Here is an 18846-nt window from a genome sequence, read left to right on the forward strand (position 1 = left end):
TTTTGGCCGCGCCGTGTGATTGGAGACGCCGGCTGGTGTTGCGAAGCGTAGGCGGATAATCGCGCTCTGGCAAACTCAGGAAGTTCCGGAAAAACCGGCCTGCCTTGCCTTTTCGTTCGCAATCCGCCCAAAAGCTTGTCAAAAATTACCATTGCAGGGAAATTACGTCAATAGTACTGACATAATCTCCCGTTCCCATGGAGAAATGATGACGGATCGAAGCCCAGCCGCCGGAAAGCCGATCAGGACCGCGATGTCAATCGAGGACGGCATAGACTTCGCCATCATCGAACTGTTCTTCTTTGCCTATCGCGACTTCACCTCCGATCCTGATCAGATCCTGGCTGACTATGGCTTCGGTCGCGCCCACCATCGGGTGCTGCATTTCGTCAACCGCCGGCCGGGCCTGACGGTCGCCGAACTGCTGGACGTGCTGAAGATCACCAAGCAGAGCCTGGCGCGCGTGCTCAAGCAGCTCATCGACACCGACCATGTCGTGCAATTGCAAGGTCCGCGCGACCGCCGCCAGCGCGAACTCTATCCTACCGCCAAGGGCCGCGCGCTGGCGCTGGCCCTGGCGCGGCCACAGTCACGCCGCATCCGTGCTGCATTGGAAGATTCCGGCGCCACCGAACGGGCCTTGGTGGAACGCTTCCTCGAAGCGATGGTCAATCCGGAACTGAGAGCTCAGATCGACGTTGGGTCCGCAAAAATGTCAGGAAAAAGCCATGGAGAGCACTGAGAGGGTCGATCAGGCGGCCGCACCGGACGACGACGCGCCGCATCTGCTTGTGGTCGACGACGACACCCGCATCCGCAATCTTCTCAAACAGTATCTGACTGAAAACGGCTTTCGCGTCACCGTCGCCGGCAATGCCGGCGAGGCCAGGCGCAAGCTCGCCGGCCTCGACTTCGACCTGCTTGTGCTCGACGTCATGATGCCCGGCGAAAGCGGCGTCGATCTCACCAAATCGCTGCGCGCCGAAAAGAACGTGCCGATCCTGATGCTGACCGCGCTTTCGGAAACCGACAGCCGCATCTTGGGGCTCGAGGCCGGCGCCGACGACTATCTGCCAAAACCCTTCGACCCGCGCGAGCTGATCCTGCGCATCAACAACATCCTGCGCCGCGGCGGCCCGGCGACCACGCCCAAGGTCGAACAGCTGGTCTTCGGCCCCTACACGTTCCAGATCGCCAGGCGTGAACTGAAGCGCGGCGGCGAGGCGCTGAAACTGACCGACCGCGAGCAGGAGATCCTGGCCATCTTTGCCGCGCGGGCCGGCGAGACCATCCCGCGCCACGAACTGGTCGGCGACGATTCGGAGGTCGGCGAGCGCACCATCGACGTGCAGATCAACCGGCTGCGCCGCAAGATCGAGCGCGATCCGTCCAATCCTGTCTGGCTGCAGACCGTGCGCGGTATTGGGTATCGGCTCAGCGTGGAATAGAATACCGGCCGCGGCTCTGGAGCATGATCCCGAAAAGTGGGAACCGGTTTTCGGAAAAGATCGTGCTCCAACAAAGAGTTAGATCAGGAAGACGATTTAACGGAATCGTCTTCCTGGTCGAGGGCCGCGGGCGAAATGAAAAGAGCCAATGGCAACGACGGAACTGGAAGGGCCGGGACCTGACGGCTTGAGCGCACGCGCTACGCGAACGCTCAAGGCGGTGGCGCGCATCTGGAACCGCTTCTGGCGGCTCGTTTCGCTTTACATGCCCAAGCGCCTTTACGCGCGCTCGCTGATCATCGTCATCGCGCCGATGATCCTGCTGCAATCGGTGGTCGCCTTCGTCTTCATGGAGCGCCATTGGGCAACGGTGACGCAGCGCCTGTCGCAGGCCACCGTGCGCGACATCGCCGCCATCATCGACCTGATCGAGACCTATCCGCACGACGGCGACTACGCCAACGTCATCCGCATCGCCCAGGACCGCATGCAGCTGAAGGTTGACCTGCTGCCGCCGGATCCCTTGCCGCCGCCCGGTCCCAAACCGTTCTTCTCGATCCTCGACGACGTTCTCTCGTCCGAGATCACCCGCCAGATCAACCGGCCGTTCTGGATCGACACGGTCGGCAATTCCAACATCGTCGAGGTGCGCGTCCAGCTCGAGAACAAGGTGCTGCGCGTCTTCGTGCGCCGCAGCCAGGCCTATGCCTCCAACACCCACATCTTCCTGATCTGGATGGTCGGCACCTCGCTGGTGCTGCTGATGATCGCCATCCCCTTCCTGCGCAACCAGATCCGACCGATCCTGACGCTTGCCGAGGCCGCCGAAAGCTTCGGCAAGGGCCGGCCGATGCCGCGCGATTTTCGCCCGCGCGGCGCCGAGGAGGTGCGCCGCGCCGGCTTTGCCTTCATCCAGATGCGCGAGCGCATCGAGCGCCAGATCGACCAGCGCACCGCCATGCTGACCGGCGTCAGCCATGATCTCAGGACCATCCTCACCCGCTTCAAGCTGCAGCTGGCGCTGGCCGGCGGCAAGGCCGAGACCAAGGCGGCGCTCAACCAGGACATCGACGACATGCAGTCGATGCTGGAAGGCTATCTCGCCTTTGCCCGCGGCGAAGCCTCGGAGGACCCGGGACGTTTCGATCTCGAAGCCTATTTCCAGAAGCTCAGCGACGAGGCCGCCTTGCGCAAATGCAAGCTGTCGACGACGCTTTCGGGTGATCCGACCGTGCATGTGCGGCCGAACGCCTTCGCGCGGCTGTTGTCCAACGTCATCGGCAATGCCTTCCGCTATGCCAAGACGGTGGAGGTCAGCGCCGATCACGGCCGTGGCTCGCTCGTGGTCACCGTCGACGACAATGGTCCCGGCATTCCGGCCGACAGGCGCGAGGACGTGTTCAAACCCTTCGTGCGGCTCGACGAAGCCCGCAACCTCGATGCCAGCGGCACAGGGCTCGGCCTGTCGATCGCCCGCGACATCGCCCGCAGCCATGGCGGCGACATCACCCTCGACGACAGCCCGCTCGGCGGCCTGCGCGCGGTGATCAAGGTTCCAGCCTAGGCGGAGCATGATCCCGAAAAGTGGAAACCGGTTTTCGGATAAGATCATGCTCCCAGAAGGACTGCTTCATCCGCCCGTCATGAAATCATGGTGAAGAGCGCGCATGAAACGCGCGACTTCACTTGATTCGGCCTTGCCGCCTCGCTTCGATCCCGTCCCCGCCCGGGTGCGCTGGAGCGAAGCGAGGGCTGGCGGCTGGTCGCCGTTCCGGCATCGTCTCAAGGCAACCGTCGACCTTTTCAGCAAAGGGCCGCCATGCGCATATTGATGGTCACCGACGCCTGGCGCCCGCAGGTCAATGGCGTCGTCCACACGCTGGAGCGGCTCACCGAAACGCTGAAATCCTTCGACGTCGCGTTGGATTTTCTGACACCCAACATCTTCCGCACGCTCCCCCTGCCGACCTACCCCGACATCAGGCTGGCGCTGACCACGCCAGGCCATGTCGCGCGCCTGATCCACGCCTACAAGGCCGACCACATCCACATCGTCACCGAAGGGCCGCTCGGCATCATGGCGCGGCGCTATTGCCGCAATGCCGGCCGGCCGTTCACCACCAGCTATCACACGCGCTTTCCCGAATATCTCAGCGCCCGCCTGCCGGTGCCGGAAAGCTGGGCCTATCGCTGGCTGCGCGACTTCCACAATTCCGGCCAGGGCACGCTGGTCGCCACCCAGTCGCTCGCCGATGACCTTTCGGCGCGCGGCTTCAACAAGCTGAGGCCATGGACGCGCGGCGTCGACACCGACCATTTCCGCCCGGACAAGCGCAAGGACCTCGGCCTCCCCGGCCCGGTCTTCCTCTGCGTCGGCCGCGTCGCCATCGAGAAGAACCTCTCCGCCTTCCTCGACCTCGACCTGCCCGGCAGCAAGGTGATCGTCGGCGAAGGTCCGGAGCTTGCCAAGCTCAAGTCCCGCTACCCCAACGCGCATTTCCTCGGCCATCGTCCCAATGACGAGTTGGCGGAGATCTATGCCTCGGCCGATGTCTTCGTCTTCCCCAGCCGCACCGACACCTTCGGCAATGTCATCATCGAGGCGCTGGCCAGCGGCACGCCGGTCGCCGCCTATCCGGTGACCGGGCCAATCGACATTGTCGGCGACGGCTTTGGCGGCGCGGTCTCCAACGATTTGCGCGAAGCCGCGCTCGCCGCGCTCGGGGTCGACCGTGCGCAGGCACGAGAACGCGCCATGCGCTACAGCTGGAAAGCCTGTGCGGAAATGTTTCTCGACACGGTCGAGGAAGCGCTCGGCAGGACGCGCAAGCTGGCGGCCTAAGGACATCGTGGCCTGGGATGTGTTGAGATTCAGGTCAGGCCGAGCCGAGATTGGTGCTCTCCGGGAACCGGGGACGAGCGTACTTTTGGTACGTGAGCTCAGTTCTACTGCGACGCAGTAGAACGGGGAAGCGCAGGAGACCGCCGTTCGCAGGTCGGCATCACCTGAATATCAACGCATCCTAAAACAGCCGCCCGCCGTCCGGCACCTTGCGCTCGATGGCGCCAAGCACCACGGCGCCCTCCTCATCGGGAAAACCCAGCGTCAGCACTTCCGACATGAACGGCCCGATTTGGCGCGGCGGAAAATTGACCACGGCGAACACCTGCCGGCCGACCAGCGTCTCCGGCGCATAGTATTTGGTGATCTGCGCCGACGATTTCTTGATGCCGATGTCGGGTCCGAAATCGATCTTAAGCTTGAAGGCAGGCTTGCGCGCTTCCGGAAACGGTTCGGCCTCGACGATCGTGCCGGCGCGGATGTCGACACGATCGAAATCGGCAAAACTGATCTCAGGCTTACGCTCGCTGCTCGAACTCATCTCGTCTTGTTTGCCTCGCCGCCGCTCAAGCGTTGCCGTAGGTCTCGAACAGCACGCCGGCCAGCGCATCCTTGGCCGAGGTTCCCGACCAGACGACGAACTGGAAAGCCTGGAAATAGCATTCGCAGGCTTCCAGCGCCGAGGACAAAAGCACCTCCACCTGCTGGCTCGACGGCTCGACCCCGCCGGCCAAAAGCAGCGACTGACGGAACATGATCGCGCCTTCCTGCTCCCAGAGGTCGAAATGCCCGAACAGCATCTGCTCGTTGATCAGCGACAACAGCCGCATCACTTCCAGCGCCCGGGTCTCCGGCACCTTGATATCGAAGGCGCAGGCCAGATGCAGCGCCTCGAAATCCTCCATCCAGGAGAAGGAGACGTGATAGTCGGTCCAGCTGCCTGCGACCGAGATCGAAATTTCATCGTCGCCGGCCCGTTCGAAGGACCAGTCATTGTTGTGGGCCACCTGCTCGATAACATCCACTGGATGGATTTCGCGGGAGAATTCGAGTTCGAGAAGTTCCATGGAATGCTTCCTGTCGTTCTGAGGAGCGCCGCCACACGCTCCGCGGGAGGGCACACACAACGAACAATCTGATCTAGAACTCGGACGGCCAGGACTTTCTTCGCGCTAAAGACTACTTCTCGACGCAAAGACCCCAGACCGGACCCCACCGCCCGGCCGCATGACCCTGCTCCGAATCATGCAACAAATTCAGTCTATTGATCGGGAGTCGCGTGAACAGCCCAATTTTTCGCACTGCGTCATTCGCATGTGGAAAGGCGCTGTCACAAAAATTCATGCAATGCCGTTAAGCGATTCACGGCAAAGCGATTTTCAGGATCGGACTATGTGGAAAAGTTTAACGATTATTTTTTTGCGCGGGGCTTCGCCGCCGCCGCTGGTGCGGCATCGCCGGCGAATTCGGCGAGCTTGGCCTCGAGCGCTTCGATGCGGGCGGCAAGCCTTGCATTCTCGTCCCTGGCCTTGGCGGCCATCTCGCGCGCGGCCTCGAATTCCTCGCGCTGCACCACGTCCATCGAATTGAGGATGCGCTCCGCCTGGCCCTTGAAGGCGGTCTCGACCTCGCGGCGCACGCCCTGCGCGGCACCCGCTGCATCAGTCATCAGCTTGGCGAATTCATCGAGAATGCGGTTCGGTCCGGTCGACATGGCAAATCCTCGCTTTGCTCGAAATGACGTAGTGGCGCGGAGCGCCGAATGCAAGAACGTTGAGGGCCGGTGCGGCATCAAGTCGGATCCCTCACCAAATCACTGGCAAAATCACTGGCAAACTCGATCAATAACTATTATTGTTCTAGGGTATTTTTAGGAGCGCCGTCATGGCCATCAGCGCAGACTTGGGCAGCCGTCTCGAAGATGTCGTGAACCAGCTCGTCAGCACGGGCCGCTACAATTCGAAGAGCGAAGTGCTGCGTGAGGGCGTTCGCCTCGTCGAAGAGCGGGAGAAGCGCCTCGCCGCCCTCGATGCAGCCCTCACCAAAGGCATCGCAGATGCCAATGCAGGCAGAGTTAAGCCCGGTGACGAGGTACTGAACAGGCTTGAAGCCAAATACAGGGCAATGGCAGAGAAGACCAAGTGAGGCAATTGGTCTTCACAGATCAAGCCGAGGCAGACCTTGAAGCCATTGGTGATTACATCGCGCTCAACAGTCCATTCCGGGCCATAACGTTTATCCAGGAATTGCGCCGCGATTGTATGGAGCTGTGCACCATGCCGGAGCGCTATCCGCTCCTTGAGCGGCATCGATCGCCAGGGATCCGGCGACGCGTCCACGGCAACTATCTGATTTTCTATCGCGTTGGCACCGACACCGTGGAGGTACTGCACATAATACATGGTGCGATGGACATCGAGACGATCTTGTTTCCGGAAAATTGACAACATGAAGGCGCCCTATACGGGCTGGCGCTAAGTCGCCTATTGTGGCGTTTTCATCGCGACTTCCGCCAAGCACGAGTCACCTCCAGTCAGGGTCACCCAATGGCAACGCCCCCACGCCGACCGACAAATCCGTTCGCGGCCGCCGAAGCGGCCTTCAAGCCGGTCAAGAAGCCGGCAGCGCCCGTTCGCGAACCCTCGACCGCCCCGAATGTGCGCGAGCTTGTTTCGATCCGCATCGACCGGGCCGTGCTCGACCATTTCCAGGAAGACGGTCCAGGCTGGCAGGACAGGATCAACGACGCATTGCGGCAATGGGTGGCCGCAAAGGGTTGAGCGCACCACCCCCACGGCGCGATGGCTGGCAATGGTGACCCGTCGCGACACTTGACGGCGACCAGCTTGCCTTGACCCTGCCAAAACCCTGCCGCATGGTCCGCGCCCGAATGCGACCGAAACCGAGAGCTCCCCGTTGAACGAATATTTCCTGCTGCCGCTGGCCTCGTTGCCCTTCCCAAACATCAACCCGATCCTCATCCAGATCGGGCCGCTGGCGGTGCACTGGTACGGCGTCGGCTACATCGTCGGCATCCTCTTTGCCTGGTGGTATGCCAAGCGGCTCGCCGCCAATCCGAAGCTTTGGCCCGACGGTGTCCTGCCTATGAAGCCGGAGGATCTCGACGATTTCATCGTCTGGGCGGCCATCGGAGTCGTCCTCGGCGGTCGCACCGGCTATGTGCTGTTTTATGACCTGGCGCGCTATATCGCGCACCCGCTCGACATCTTCGCCGTCTGGCAAGGCGGCATGTCGTTCCATGGCGGCCTGCTTGGCGTCATCCTCGCCATGACGCTGTTTTCCATCAAGCGCGGCATCCGCACTTGGTCGCTGTTCGATGTCGTGGCCGCCGGCGTGCCGGTTGGGCTCGGTCTGGTGCGCGTCGCCAACTTCATCAATTCCGAGCTCTGGGGCCGGCCGACGGATGTGCCCTGGGCAATAGAATTCCCCAATGGCGGGCCGTTCACCCGCCATCCGAGCCAGCTCTACGAGGCCGTGCTCGAGGGCCTGGTTCTGTTCCTGGTCCTGCGCATCCTCACCCATTCGCGCCTCAAGCTGAAGACGCCGCGCTTCGTCGGCGGCGCCTTCATCTGCGGCTATGGCCTGTCGCGCATCTTCGTCGAGTTCTTCCGCGAACCCGACCAGCAGCTCGGCTACCTCCTCGGCACCAACTGGCTGACAATGGGCATGATCTTGTCGACGCCGATGGTGTTGGCCGGCATCTGGGCGATGGCCACAGCCAAGCCGGTGAAGCAAGCACAGCCGCAGGCGACATGACGCGGCTGAAGACCCGCATCGTCGACCTGATCGAGGCGCTCGGCCCCCTTCCCGTCAACGAATACATGGCCATGTGCCTGTTCGACCCCGCGGACGGCTACTACACGACACGCGAGCCCTTCGGCGCCGCTGGCGACTTCGTCACCGCGCCGGAGATCAGCCAGATGTTCGGCGAACTCGTCGCGGTCTGGCTTTATCAAGCTTGGACAGCGATTGGCCGGCCGATGCCAGTGACCATCGCCGAGATCGGCCCCGGTCGCGGCACGCTGATGAAGGACATGCTGCGCACCCTGTCGCGGCTCGATCCTGATCTGGCCAATGGCGCCGCCTTCGCCATGATCGAGACCAGCCCGCGCCTGACTGAAATCCAGAAGCAGACGCTCGACGTGACACCTTTCGCGGTTCGTTGGCACGAGACCATCGACACCCTGCCCGATCAGCCGCTGCTCATCGTCGGCAATGAATTGTTCGACGCCGTGCCGGTCCGCCAGTTCGTCCGCGCCGGCACGGGCTGGCGCGAGCGCATGGTCGGCCTCGACGACGAGGACACGCTCTGTTTCTTCGCCGGCGCCGGCTCGGTCGACCCGACGCTGCTGCCCCCCGACGCCGCTGAAGCACCGCAGGGTGCGATCGTCGAAGTGGCACCGGCTCGCACCGCGCTGATGGCCGCCATTGCCGGCCGCATGGCCCCAAACGGCGGCGCCGGCCTGTTTCTCGACTATGGCCATCTGCAGCCGGGGGTCGGCGACACGCTGCAGGCTCTGCGCCAGCACAATCACGAAGATGTGCTGGCCAACCCCGGCGAGGCCGATCTCACCTCGCATGTCGATTTCGCCGCCCTTGCCGCCACCGTGCGCGCATATGGTCTCGACGCCCATCTGTCGACGCAAGGCGATTTCCTGCTCGGCATGGGCATTCTCGAGCGCGCCGGCCGGCTTGGCGCCGATGGCGACCAGGCGGCCCGCGACAAGATATCAGGCGATGTCGAGCGTCTCGCCGGGCCGCAGGCCATGGGCGAACTGTTCAAGGTGCTTGCCGTCCTGCCGCGCGGAGTGCCGATCCGGCCCTTTTCGACGGCGGATTGACTTTTCACCGCTACCCCTCCCAATCTCGCGTCCGGTAAAAGAGCGGCCGAACCGCCGGCCGTCTCGCTTCCCGACTTTTTCTTGACGAAACCGCCCACACGGACAACAACGCCCGCATGCTGAATCAGACCAAACCGGATCCCGTTCGGTCACCGCTGCTGGACAAGGCGCAGGCACAAGGCATCCGCCACGGCTATTTCACCCGTAGGGGCGGCGTCTCGACCGGCATCTACCAGGGGCTCAACATCGGCACCGGGTCGGATGACGACAAGGCGCTGGTGGCCGAGAATCGAGCCCGTGTCGCCGCCTGGATGGGCGTGCCGGCAAGCCATCTGCTGACCGCCTGGCAGGTCCATTCGCCCGACGTCATCGTCGCCAGGGAACCCTTTGCCGGCGAACGGCCCAAGGCCGATGCCATCGTCACCGACCGCCCGGGCATCGCCATCGGCGCCTCGACCGCCGACTGTGGCCCGGTGCTGTTTGCCGATTCCGGCGCACGCATCATCGGCGCGGCGCATGCCGGCTGGAAAGGCGCTTTTACGGGCGTGCTGGAGAACACAGTTGCAGCCATGGAAAGCCTGGGCGCCCGGCGCGAAAACATCGTCGCCGTTCTCGGCCCCTCGATCGGCCCCGCCAATTACGAAGTCGGGCCGGAATTCGTCGCCCGCTTCGTCGAGGCCGACGCGGAGAACATCGGCTATTTCGCGCCCTCCGCCACATCAGGCCATGCCATGTTCGACCTCGTCAGCTACACGGTCGACCGGCTCATCAGGGCCGGCGTGACCGCTGAAGGCCTCGGCCGCTGCACCTATGCCGAGGAAGATTTGTTTTACTCCTACCGGCGCACCACGCACCGCAAGGAACCCGATTACGGCCGGCAGGTTTCGGCCATCGTTTTGGAGAGTGAATAATGGCGCTGCATTTTGAACGATCGGAATTTGACGCGCGGCGCGACCGGCTGATGATCGAGATGGCCGAGAAGAAACTCGACGCCATCCTGCTGTTCGCGCAGGAAAGCATGTACTGGCTGACCGGCTACGACACGTTCGGCTTCTGCTTCTTCCAGTGCCTGGTGGTGAAGGCCGACGGCTCGATGGTGCTCTTGACCCGCTCGGCCGACCTGCGCCAGGCGCGCCACACCTCGATCATCGACAACATCGTGCTGTGGACCGACCGCAACGGCGCCAACCCGGCGGTCGACCTGCGCAACCTGCTCAACGACCTCGACCTGCTTGGCGCCCGTATTGGGGTCGAATACGACACCCATGGCCTGACCGCCTACAATGGCCGCCGGCTGGACGAGCAGTTGCAGACCTTCGGCCAGATCGCCGACGCATCCGGCATTGTCGGCCGGCTGCGACTGTTCAAGAGCCCGGCCGAGATCGCCAAGGCCGAGAAGGCCGCCAATCTCTCCGACGACGCGCTGGACGCGGCACTGCCGCTGATCAAGCAGGGCGGCGACGAGGCGCTGATCCTGGCCGCCATGCAGGGCGCGATCTTTGCCGGCGGAGGCGACTATCCCGCCAATGAGTTCATCATCGGTTCGGGCGTCGATGCGCTGCTGTGCCGCTACAAGGCCGGCCGCCGCAAGCTCACCAAGAACGATCAGCTGACGCTCGAATGGGCCGGTGTCTTCCATCACTACCATGCGCCGATGATGCGCACGGTGCTGACCGGCAAGGTGTCGAAGCGCCATCAGGAGCTGTTCGACGCCGCGCGTGCCGCCCTTCTCGCGGTGGAAAAGGCGATGACGCCGGGCAATACGTTCGGCGACGTCTTCGACGCCCACGCCCGCACCATGGAGGCGCACGGCCTGACCAAGCACCGGCTGAACGCCTGCGGCTACTCCGTCGGCGCCCGCTTCACGCCGTCCTGGATGGACATGCCGATGTTCTACCAGGGCAATCCCGAGCCGATCGCGCCGCACATGACGCTGTTCGCCCACATGATCATCATGGATTCCGAGACCGAGACGGCGATGACGCTTGGCCGCACCTACCTGACCACCGAATCCCAGCCGAAGCCGCTTTCCCGCCATGATCTCGACTTGATCGTACAGTGAATCCATAATGGGAGGCGTTCTTCGCCAAGGAGTTAGAAGGCAAATGAGACGATCGCATGTGACGACCGTGTCATTGCTTGTGGCATTGGCTCTGGCTGCCTGCACCAACGCAAAGGACGTTCTCGAACCTTCCGCCATCACCCCGCCGGCGACTTCGGGGCCGGTTGCGCCGGGAGCCCAGGGCAGCACGACGGCCACCGTTGCAGTTGCGTCACCCACCGCGCCTGCTGCAACCACCACCACGCCGCTCACCTTGGCGCAAAGTGCTGCCATCCTGTCGAAGACACGGCTGCAGATCGCGCCGATCGTCGGTGCTTCGGTCGAGGCCGCGACCCCGCTGACGGCGGAACTGCAGACGCGCGCCAGGCAGCGTGGAATTACGCTCGCCGGCAGCGCCGACCAGACCGCGACCCATGTGCTGAAAGGCTATTTCTCGGCGATTTCGGAGGGCAAGGACACCACCGTCATCTATGTCTGGGACGTCTACGACCCCTCGGGCAACCGCTTGCACCGCATCAACGGCCAGATGAAGGCGCCTTCGGTCAGCTCCGGCACGGGCGCCGACAGTTGGAAGGGCGTCTCTCCGGCCACCATGCAGGCGATCGCCGACCAGACCATCGACCAGTTCGCGGCATTCCTGGGTGGCAAGGCTGGCTAGCAAGGCATGCTTGAGTGTTGCCTCTCGGCGATGGCCCGAACCTTTCTTCAGCTTAGCCGGCGGATTCCCGATCTCGGCGCTTGCAATACCAGCGCGGGCCGCTAAAAGCCCGATTAAAAGGTCCGGGAGAGTCTGTCAGGCCTTCCCATCCTCCACCAGGAACGGTGCATGAAACTCTTCGCGGGCAATTCCAACAGGGTGCTGGCCGAAGCGGTCGCCCGCTATCTCAACATCCCGCTGGGGAAGGCCAGTGTCAGGCGCTTCGCCGACCAGGAAATCTTCGTCGAAATCCAGGAAAACGTGCGCGGCGAGGATGTTTTCATCCTGCAGTCGACCTCCTTCCCGACCAACGATCATTTGATGGAACTGCTCATCATGATCGACGCCTTCATGCGCTCCTCGGCCAAGCGCATCACGGCGGTGATTCCCTATTTCGGCTATGCCAGGCAGGACCGCCGGGCGTCGGGCCGCACACCGATCTCGGCCAAGCTGGTTGCCAACATGATCACCCGCGCCGGCGTCGACCGCGTTTTGACGCTCGACCTGCATGCCGGCCAGATCCAGGGCTTCTTCGACATCCCGACCGACAATCTGTTCTCGGTGCCGGTGATGGCGCGCGACGTGAAGGCGAAATACAAGCAGCTCGGCAATGTCGTGGTGGTGTCGCCCGACATTGGCGGCGTGGTGCGGGCACGTGCGCTGGCCAAGCGCTTCGACGCGCAGCTCGCCATCGTCGACAAGCGCCGTGAGCGCCCGGGCGAATCGGAAGTCATGAACATCATCGGCGCGGTCGCCGGCAAGGATTGCCTGCTGATCGACGACATCGTCGATTCCGGCGGCACGCTGTGCAATGCCGCCGATGCACTCTTGGCCAACGGCGCCACCAGCGTCACCGCCTATATCACCCATGGCGTGCTGTCGGGCGGCGCAGTCGCGCGCATCAGCGGCTCGAAGCTGCAGGAACTGGTGATCACCGATTCCATCCAGCCGACGCAAGGCGTGCTCGACGCCCCCAACATCCGCGTCATCTCGATCGCCGACCTGATGGGCGAAGCGATTTCGCGCACAGCGACCGAGGAATCGGTGTCGAGCCTGTTCGACTAACCCCCGGCGATCGACGAAACGTCGGCCGGGCGGAGCGTACGCCCCTACCGTCGTCTCCTTGTCTGCGCCCCTCGCGAGCAGACATTTCTCCTGGCGCGCCCGCCGTGGCATACTGCCCCCGTAGACAATGGAGGAGTAGCATTATGCCAATCCGGCGAAGGACTTTGCTCGGGCTTGCCGTTTCCGTCGCGGCTCTCTTTTCGGCGCCGACGGCTTGGGCCGCCGATTTCCCGGACCGGACCATCACGATGGTTGTTCCCTTTTCCGCGGGCGGCTCCACGGATCTGGTCGCGCGCCTCGTCGCCAACAAGATGTCCGAAAACCTCGGCCAGCAGATTGTCGTTGAAAATGTCGGCGGCGCCGGCGGCAGCATCGGCGCGGCCCAAGTCGCCCGGGCGGATCCGGACGGCTACACGATTCTGATGGGCACGGTTGCGACACACGCACTCAACCCGCTCATCCTCAAGACCAAGCCCTACGATGCGGAGAAGGATTTTGCTCCGATATCGCTGCTTGTGCTGGTACCGAACGTCCTGGTCGTGAACCCTCAATTTCCAGCCAAGGACGTCAAGGAACTGATCGACCTATTGAAGAAGGACCCGGACAAATACGCCTACGCTTCATCGGGCAACGGCACCCCGCTGCATCTCTCGGGCGAGCTTTTCAAGACGATGGCCGGCGTGAGCATGCAGCACATACCCTATAAGGGCGCCGGGCCGGCCCTGAACGACGTCATCGCCAATCAGGTGCCGATGATGTTCGACAACCTGCCGTCTTCATCGGGGCATATCAAGGGCGGGACGCTGAGGGCCCTGGGCGTCACCACCAAGGAGCGCGTTCCCTCCTTCCCTGACGTGCCGGCAATCGCCGAAACCATTCCTGGCTATGAAACCTACAGCTGGAACGCCCTGTTCGCGCCCGCCGGCACCCCGGCGGACGTGATCGAGGTTCTTCACAAGGCAGCAGCCAAGGCGCTGCAGGATCCCGATGTGATTGCGCGCATGGGCCAATTCAGCGCCACGATCGTGGCCTCCACCCCGGAAGAGTTGGCAACGCATGTGAAGGCTGAACTCGCCAAGTGGGAGCCGATCGTCAAGGCGAGCGGCGTTCAGATGGACTAGGCGTCAGTGCGCTCGGCGCCGCTTATTATGGCGCAGGAGCCTCAAGGCGAGGCGGGGCTCGCCTTATGCCTTCGCCATTGTCTCGCGCGCCGCGCATATAGCCGCGCGGCGACGAGCCCAGCATGCGCTTGAACATGGTGATGAAGGCCGGCACGCTGTCATAGCCCAGATCGAGCGCCACCCGGGTGATCGGCTCGCCATCGGCGAGCCGCGGCAGCGCCGCGAACAGGCAGGCCTGCTGGCGCCATGTCGACAGCGACAGGCCGGTCTGGCGCTGGAAGGCGCGCGTGAAGGAGCGCCGGCTCATGCCGGCGGCATCGGCCCATTCGTCGATCGTCGCATGCGGTGACGGTGCGGCGACGAAGCGGCGGCACAGCGCCGCCAGCCTTGCATCGGACGGGAATGGCAGACCGAGCGGCCGTTCCGGCAAGGTCGGGATCTCATGCAGCAACAGCTTCATGATCAACCCGCCGCGTCCTTCCAGTTCGCCGCCTTGCGGCAGCTTCTCTGATTCCACGATCAGGCTGTGCATCAACGCGGTGACGCCGACGACGCGCAAGCCTTCCGGCAGCCCCGGGATCGCGCCCGGCATGACATAGACCGAGCGCATCGAGACATCGCCCAGCATCTCGACGGAATGCTCGATGCCGGCCGGAATCCACATCGCATGGTCTGGCGGTACCATCCAGCGCCCATGCCGCGTCGTCACCAGCACGACGCCGACCAGCGCGTGCAGCAACTGGCTGCGCCTGTGGCGGTGTTGCGGCACGTGGTAGCCGTCGGGATATTCGGTCGGCAATGCCACCGCCGGTCCGGCGACTTCCTCCAGCCATTGCCAGCGGCTCTGGTGCAATTGGCCGAGATCGGCATTGCCGGCGCGGAAGATTTCCCTGCCATGCGGCATCTTGTATGGCCCACTTGCGAAACTATTGGACCAAACCACGAAAGAAGTCGCGCGGCAAGCGGCCTATAAGGCAACCGTCCCTAAGGCGGCCGCGGGAGCGTCCGCCAGATTGCCTGCGGGCGTGCCCGCCAAAAAGACCACGGAGCCTGCCTTGACCGATACGACAGCCGCCAGCGTCGCGTCACCAGCGACCGCCAGTCACGCCTCAGCCCAGGCGACGGCCTTCACCGTCATCCTGGCGGTGAGCTTCTGCCATTGCATCAACGACATCATGCAGTCGCTGCTATCGGCCATTTATCCGCTTCTGAAACAGAATTACGGCCTCGATTTCTGGCAGATCGGCCTGCTGACCTTCACCTTCCAGGTGACGGCGTCCTTGCTGCAGCCGGTGATCGGCATGATCACCGACAAGCGGCCGATGCCCTATTCCCTGCCCTACGGCATGGCCTCGTCGCTGATCGGCCTGGTCGTGCTGGCCTATGCTGGGCACTATTATCTGCTCTTGATCGGCGCCTCGCTGATCGGCGTCGGCTCGGCGATCTTCCATCCCGAATCCTCGCGCATCGCGCGTTTCGCCTCGGGCGGCCGGTTTGGCCTGGCGCAGTCGCTATTCCAGGTCGGCGGCAATTTCGGCCAGTCGATGGGGCCGCTGCTGGCGGCCTTCATCGTCGTGCCGTTCGGACAGACCAGCATCTCCTGGTTCGCCGTCGGCTCGCTGATCGGCATCGTCGTTTTGTGGCAGGTCGGCGGCTGGTACAGCCGCTTGCGCGCCGCGCAAGGCACCCGCAAGGCGGCAAGCTTCGTCTCGCCCTTCCCGCGCCGCAAGGTTATGAGCGCACTGGTCGTGCTGACGCTGCTGGTGCTGAGCAAGAACGCCTACATCGCCAGCCTTGCCAGTTACTACACCTTCTACTCCATCCATAAGTTCGGAGTGTCGGTGCAGATGAGCCAGGTGATGCTGTTCCTGTTCCTCGGCGCCTCGGCGCTGGGCATCCTGCTCGGCGGCCCGTTCGGCGATCGCTACGGACAGAAGGCGATGATCTGGTTCTCGATCGTCGGCGTGCTGCCCTTCACGCTGGCGCTCCCCTACGCCAATCTGGAATGGACGATGGTTCTGACCGTTCTGATCGGCCTCATCCTCTCGTCGGCCTTCTCCAACATCGTCGTCTTTGCCCAGGAACTGGTGCCGGGCCGCGTCGGCATGATCGCCGGCATCTTCTTCGGCTTCGCCTTCGGCATGGGCGGCATTGCCGCCGCCGTGCTCGGCGTCGTCGCCGACATGAAGGGCATCGATTTCGTCTTCCAGATCTGCTCGTATCTGCCGTTCTTGGGCCTGCTGACGGTGTTCCTGCCCAACATGAAGGAAGCAAGAAAAGCCTAGACAGTCGTTGCTAAAGACGGAGGCAGCGTGGGCGTGGATAAGATCATACGCCGCGTTGCCCTCCTTCTCACGCGGCGAAGCAAGGCTCCAAGGCCGGTTTCGGGCATGGCAACTCGTTCAGTGAACGGGCGTATCAGGTGCCGGCGGGATCGAGAAAAACAAAAAGAGAGTGGATAAGGTTGCCGTGCAAATGCGCGACATCGATCCCGGTGACGGCGACAGGGCCGTTGAGCGGCCCGGACTGCCATTGCAGCCGCCCGACGCCGTGATGGCCGACGGCAGGGCCCGTCGCCGTGAAGGCGAACGTCGGCGGTAGGCTCGACAGCAGCTTACTCACCGCATGATTGATGGCGGCATGGCCCGTTGCCGAAGCATCCGGCTCGTAAAGCACGGCATCGCCGGCGTAAAGTTCGCGGATCGCCACAAGGCGCCGGTCGGCATCGCGTTCGCCGAATACTCGCGCAAGGTTAGCCTGCATCAGGCCGTTGTAGTCGATCGATTCCGCGTTCATTTTCCACCCTCCGGATCACGAATGCCGGAGGAGGCGGAGGGCGCAAAAACGCTCGATCCGATGTCTCACGCCTGTCCGGTCAAGAAACTATCGTTCACGGCCGCGCGCAATGCAACGCCCGGCTGAAGTGCGACCGCGACAGGCCGCCAGCGCTGCCAGGCGCGTCCGATGGGCATCGTCTGAAGCCGACCGAAGCACCCGCCGCAATGGCGGGTGCCGCTGTTGTGCCGGGTGCGACCTATGCCTTGAAGAAGGCCAAAAGGTCGGCGTTGATGACATCGGCGTGGGTTGTCGCCATGCCGTGCGGGAAACCCTTGTAGACCTTGAGCTCGCCCTTCTTGAGCAGCTTGATCGACAGCAGCGCCGAGTCGGCGATCGGGACGATCTGGTCGTCGTCGCCATGCATGACCAGCACCGGCACGTCGATCGCCTTCAGATCCTCGGTGAAGTCGGTTTCCGAGAAAGCCTTGATGCAATCGTAATGCGCCTTGGTGCCGCCCATCATGCCCTGGCGCCACCAATTGTCGACGACGCCTTGCGAAACCTCGGCGCCCGGACGGTTGAAGCCATAGAACGGACCGGCAGGAACGTCGCGGAAGAACTGGGCGCGGTTGGCAGCCTGGGCAGCGCGGAAACCGTCGAAGACCTCGATCGGCAGGCCGCCGGGATTGGCAGCCGTCTTGAGCATGATTGGCGGCACCGCGCCGATCAGCACCGCCTTGGCGACGCGGCCGCCCGAGCCGTACTTCGCGACATAGCGCGCCACCTCGCCGCCGCCGGTCGAATGGCCGACATGGATAGCGTTCTTGAGGTCGAGATGCGCGGCAAGTTCAGCGACATCGGCGGCGTAGGTATCCATCTCGTTGCCGATATCCGTCTGCGTCGAGCGGCCATGGCCGCGCCGGTCATGGGCGATGACGCGGTAGCCTTGTGCCAGGAAGAACAGCATCTGTGCGTCCCAGTCGTCGCTGCTCAACGGCCAGCCATGATGGAAGACGATGGGCTGACCGGTTCCCCAGTCCTTGTAGAAAATCTGCGTGCCGTCCTTGGTGGTGATCGTGCCGCTGCCGGAACCGGATTTTGCCTGCGAAGCCATCTCAATCTCCTTTGATTGTTTTTCGCGATAAACAATATCGCGATATCTATATGGCTAGCGCAGCGCGGAAGCCATGTCCACAAAAATATGTATCGCGATATCATTTTTCGTGGTACATATTTCGTGATTAATCGGCAAAGGAATGCGTCGTGCCCCTCCCGTTGGACAATCAGCTCTGCTTCACGCTCTACGCCACCTCGATGGCGATCAACCGCACTTACAAGCCGATGCTGGACGAGATGGGGATCACCTATCCGCAATATCTCGTGCTCAACGCGCTGGGCGAGGCCGATGGCATGTCGGTCGGCGGGGTCGCCCATCGGCTCGCTTTGGAATCGAGCACCGTCACCCCGCTGGTGAAGCGCATGGAACAGGCCGGGTTGGTCACCCGCCAGCGCAGCCAGGCGGACGAGCGCCAGGTCCAGGTCGACCTGACATCGGCCGGGCGCGCGCTGCTCGTCCAGTGCAACTGCCTCAACGAGACCTTGATCGAGCGCTCGGGCATGACGCTGGCTGAGCTCGATACGCTGAACCGGCAAATCCAGGCGCTGCGCGATACGTTGAGCGGCGATCGGTAGCCACCGGCTGACTCTTGACTGCCTCGGCGCGGCTTGACCGCGCTCGCACGGCATCGAAATGCTCCCTAGTTCGCTTCTCGTGCCCAGGCTGGCATGAAACGAAATTCGAGCATGCCGAGTCGCGGGGAATTGACCCACAGGCTCTCGATTCTGCTATAGGGAATGCCGCGGCGAAGATGAGATGAATGGGTGTGATCAGCCCCAGGATAAGTGGCTTCGTCATGACCTGCGGCAGCGGAGAAATTCCCAAGACTTGCTTGCGTTCTCTGCGCTTTTTCT

At 63.1% G+C, this 18846-nt stretch carries 22 protein-coding genes; 16 read left to right on the forward strand and 6 right to left on the reverse strand.

All coding sequences use genetic code 11. From position 1 onward, the window contains the following. Window positions 1-208: 208 nt before the first annotated feature. The 4 genes from ACLGL5_RS33105 (at window position 209) to ACLGL5_RS33120 (ending at window position 4290) form a co-directional block, all read left to right on the forward strand. Window positions 209-742: a MarR family winged helix-turn-helix transcriptional regulator gene (locus ACLGL5_RS33105; RefSeq protein WP_027047295.1), complete on the forward strand. Its 534-nt coding sequence runs from the start codon at window positions 209-211 to the stop codon at window positions 740-742. Continuing rightward, the gene (locus tag ACLGL5_RS33110; RefSeq protein WP_019860633.1) at window positions 729-1448 is read left to right on the forward strand and encodes a response regulator; all 720 of its coding nucleotides are present in this window, start codon (window positions 729-731) and stop codon (window positions 1446-1448) included. Before ACLGL5_RS33105 ends, ACLGL5_RS33110 begins: the two co-directional genes overlap by 14 nt. Before the next feature lie 148 nt (window positions 1449-1596). Then, window positions 1597-3012, forward strand: coding sequence for an ATP-binding protein (locus ACLGL5_RS33115; protein WP_083246876.1), 1416 nt, complete (start codon window positions 1597-1599; stop codon window positions 3010-3012). Between the two features lie 255 nt (window positions 3013-3267). Continuing rightward, complete coding sequence (locus ACLGL5_RS33120; protein ID WP_069092979.1) at window positions 3268-4290, forward strand: glycosyltransferase family 4 protein; 1023 nt, start codon at window positions 3268-3270, stop codon at window positions 4288-4290. A 181-nt stretch (window positions 4291-4471) separates the two neighbouring features. Here the strand turns inward: ACLGL5_RS33120 and ACLGL5_RS33125 are convergent, their stop codons facing one another. The 3 genes from ACLGL5_RS33125 to ACLGL5_RS33135 form a co-directional block, all read right to left on the reverse strand. Continuing rightward, window positions 4472-4831 (reverse strand): tRNA-binding protein, encoded by a 360-nt coding sequence (locus ACLGL5_RS33125; RefSeq protein WP_069092980.1) that lies wholly within the window; start codon window positions 4829-4831, stop codon window positions 4472-4474. A gap of 25 nt (window positions 4832-4856) precedes the next feature. Further along, window positions 4857-5357 (reverse strand): type III secretion system chaperone family protein, encoded by a 501-nt coding sequence (locus ACLGL5_RS33130; RefSeq protein WP_013893499.1) that lies wholly within the window; start codon window positions 5355-5357, stop codon window positions 4857-4859. A 344-nt stretch (window positions 5358-5701) separates the two neighbouring features. Beyond that, entirely contained in the window at window positions 5702-6004 is a 303-nt protein-coding gene (locus ACLGL5_RS33135; RefSeq protein WP_019860641.1) for an accessory factor UbiK family protein, read from the reverse strand. A 170-nt stretch (window positions 6005-6174) separates the two neighbouring features. Here ACLGL5_RS33135 and ACLGL5_RS33140 point away from each other — a divergent pair, with 170 nt between their 5' ends. The 10 genes from ACLGL5_RS33140 (at window position 6175) to ACLGL5_RS33185 (ending at window position 14097) form a co-directional block, all read left to right on the forward strand. Then, on the forward strand, window positions 6175-6435 hold the full coding sequence (locus ACLGL5_RS33140) for a type II toxin-antitoxin system ParD family antitoxin (protein ID WP_019860642.1): 261 nt from the start codon (window positions 6175-6177) through the stop codon (window positions 6433-6435). Next, window positions 6432-6734: a type II toxin-antitoxin system RelE/ParE family toxin gene (locus ACLGL5_RS33145; protein ID WP_069092981.1), complete on the forward strand. Its 303-nt coding sequence runs from the start codon at window positions 6432-6434 to the stop codon at window positions 6732-6734. The genes ACLGL5_RS33140 and ACLGL5_RS33145 overlap by 4 nt, the downstream gene beginning before the upstream one ends. Window positions 6735-6836: 102 nt before the next feature. Next, a complete protein-coding gene (locus ACLGL5_RS33150; protein ID WP_019860643.1) occupies window positions 6837-7070 on the forward strand; it encodes a BrnA antitoxin family protein in 234 nt (77 codons plus the stop codon). Window positions 7071-7206: 136 nt separating this feature from the next. Then, entirely contained in the window at window positions 7207-8067 is an 861-nt protein-coding gene (lgt, locus tag ACLGL5_RS33155) for a prolipoprotein diacylglyceryl transferase (RefSeq protein ID WP_083246878.1), read from the forward strand. Then, a complete protein-coding gene (locus tag ACLGL5_RS33160) occupies window positions 8064-9152 on the forward strand; it encodes a class I SAM-dependent methyltransferase (RefSeq protein ID WP_027047296.1) in 1089 nt (362 codons plus the stop codon). Before lgt ends, ACLGL5_RS33160 begins: the two co-directional genes overlap by 4 nt. 116 nt (window positions 9153-9268) lie before the next feature. Next, a complete protein-coding gene (pgeF, locus tag ACLGL5_RS33165; RefSeq protein WP_069092982.1) occupies window positions 9269-10063 on the forward strand; it encodes a peptidoglycan editing factor PgeF in 795 nt (264 codons plus the stop codon). Further along, window positions 10063-11214, forward strand: coding sequence for a M24 family metallopeptidase (locus ACLGL5_RS33170; RefSeq protein WP_019860648.1), 1152 nt, complete (start codon window positions 10063-10065; stop codon window positions 11212-11214). Before pgeF ends, ACLGL5_RS33170 begins: the two co-directional genes overlap by 1 nt. Before the next feature lie 43 nt (window positions 11215-11257). Beyond that, entirely contained in the window at window positions 11258-11872 is a 615-nt protein-coding gene (locus ACLGL5_RS33175) for a hypothetical protein (protein WP_069092983.1), read from the forward strand. A 168-nt stretch (window positions 11873-12040) separates the two neighbouring features. Continuing rightward, a complete protein-coding gene (locus ACLGL5_RS33180) occupies window positions 12041-12976 on the forward strand; it encodes a ribose-phosphate pyrophosphokinase (RefSeq protein WP_019860650.1) in 936 nt (311 codons plus the stop codon). 143 nt (window positions 12977-13119) lie between these two features. Next, window positions 13120-14097, forward strand: coding sequence for a Bug family tripartite tricarboxylate transporter substrate binding protein (locus tag ACLGL5_RS33185; RefSeq protein WP_027047297.1), 978 nt, complete (start codon window positions 13120-13122; stop codon window positions 14095-14097). 25 nt (window positions 14098-14122) lie between these two features. Here the strand turns inward: ACLGL5_RS33185 and ACLGL5_RS33190 are convergent, their stop codons facing one another. Continuing rightward, a complete protein-coding gene (locus tag ACLGL5_RS33190) occupies window positions 14123-15001 on the reverse strand; it encodes an AraC family transcriptional regulator (protein WP_019860652.1) in 879 nt (292 codons plus the stop codon). A gap of 151 nt (window positions 15002-15152) precedes the next feature. Between ACLGL5_RS33190 and ACLGL5_RS33195 the strand changes: the two genes are divergently transcribed. Further along, complete coding sequence (locus ACLGL5_RS33195) at window positions 15153-16382, forward strand: MFS transporter (protein ID WP_064981639.1); 1230 nt, start codon at window positions 15153-15155, stop codon at window positions 16380-16382. Between the two features lie 133 nt (window positions 16383-16515). On the opposite strand, the gene ACLGL5_RS33200 is transcribed toward ACLGL5_RS33195, so the two are convergent. Both ACLGL5_RS33200 and ACLGL5_RS33205 read right to left on the reverse strand, forming a co-directional pair. Continuing rightward, window positions 16516-16893: a nuclear transport factor 2 family protein gene (locus tag ACLGL5_RS33200; RefSeq protein WP_019860654.1), complete on the reverse strand. Its 378-nt coding sequence runs from the start codon at window positions 16891-16893 to the stop codon at window positions 16516-16518. A 238-nt stretch (window positions 16894-17131) separates the two neighbouring features. Further along, the gene (locus ACLGL5_RS33205; RefSeq protein WP_069092984.1) at window positions 17132-17989 is read right to left on the reverse strand and encodes an alpha/beta fold hydrolase; all 858 of its coding nucleotides are present in this window, start codon (window positions 17987-17989) and stop codon (window positions 17132-17134) included. 149 nt (window positions 17990-18138) lie between these two features. On the opposite strand from ACLGL5_RS33205, the gene ACLGL5_RS33210 reads away from it, so the two are divergent. Further along, window positions 18139-18567, forward strand: a complete 429-nt coding sequence (locus ACLGL5_RS33210; protein ID WP_019860659.1) for a MarR family winged helix-turn-helix transcriptional regulator — start codon at window positions 18139-18141, stop codon at window positions 18565-18567. The last annotated feature ends 279 nt before the right edge of the window (window positions 18568-18846 follow it).

The organism is Mesorhizobium sp. U510 (assembly GCF_059180695.1).

Coding starts and splice junctions, on each gene's coding strand:
- ACLGL5_RS33200 (WP_019860654.1), bottom strand. CDS start 16,893: ATGAACGCGGAATCGATCGACTACAACGGCCTGATGCAGGCTAACCTT.
- ACLGL5_RS33105 (WP_027047295.1), top strand. CDS start 209: ATGACGGATCGAAGCCCAGCCGCCGGAAAGCCGATCAGGACCGCGATG.
- ACLGL5_RS33160 (WP_027047296.1), top strand. CDS start 8,064: ATGACGCGGCTGAAGACCCGCATCGTCGACCTGATCGAGGCGCTCGGC.
- pgeF (WP_069092982.1), top strand. CDS start 9,269: ATGCTGAATCAGACCAAACCGGATCCCGTTCGGTCACCGCTGCTGGAC.
- ACLGL5_RS33115 (WP_083246876.1), top strand. CDS start 1,597: ATGGCAACGACGGAACTGGAAGGGCCGGGACCTGACGGCTTGAGCGCA.
- ACLGL5_RS33175 (WP_069092983.1), top strand. CDS start 11,258: ATGAGACGATCGCATGTGACGACCGTGTCATTGCTTGTGGCATTGGCT.
- ACLGL5_RS33150 (WP_019860643.1), top strand. CDS start 6,837: ATGGCAACGCCCCCACGCCGACCGACAAATCCGTTCGCGGCCGCCGAA.
- ACLGL5_RS33135 (WP_019860641.1), bottom strand. CDS start 6,004: ATGTCGACCGGACCGAACCGCATTCTCGATGAATTCGCCAAGCTGATG.
- ACLGL5_RS33190 (WP_019860652.1), bottom strand. CDS start 15,001: ATGCCGCATGGCAGGGAAATCTTCCGCGCCGGCAATGCCGATCTCGGC.
- ACLGL5_RS33170 (WP_019860648.1), top strand. CDS start 10,063: ATGGCGCTGCATTTTGAACGATCGGAATTTGACGCGCGGCGCGACCGG.
- ACLGL5_RS33180 (WP_019860650.1), top strand. CDS start 12,041: ATGAAACTCTTCGCGGGCAATTCCAACAGGGTGCTGGCCGAAGCGGTC.
- ACLGL5_RS33110 (WP_019860633.1), top strand. CDS start 729: ATGGAGAGCACTGAGAGGGTCGATCAGGCGGCCGCACCGGACGACGAC.
- ACLGL5_RS33185 (WP_027047297.1), top strand. CDS start 13,120: ATGCCAATCCGGCGAAGGACTTTGCTCGGGCTTGCCGTTTCCGTCGCG.
- ACLGL5_RS33140 (WP_019860642.1), top strand. CDS start 6,175: ATGGCCATCAGCGCAGACTTGGGCAGCCGTCTCGAAGATGTCGTGAAC.
- ACLGL5_RS33205 (WP_069092984.1), bottom strand. CDS start 17,989: ATGGCTTCGCAGGCAAAATCCGGTTCCGGCAGCGGCACGATCACCACC.
- ACLGL5_RS33120 (WP_069092979.1), top strand. CDS start 3,268: ATGCGCATATTGATGGTCACCGACGCCTGGCGCCCGCAGGTCAATGGC.
- ACLGL5_RS33125 (WP_069092980.1), bottom strand. CDS start 4,831: ATGAGTTCGAGCAGCGAGCGTAAGCCTGAGATCAGTTTTGCCGATTTC.
- ACLGL5_RS33130 (WP_013893499.1), bottom strand. CDS start 5,357: ATGGAACTTCTCGAACTCGAATTCTCCCGCGAAATCCATCCAGTGGAT.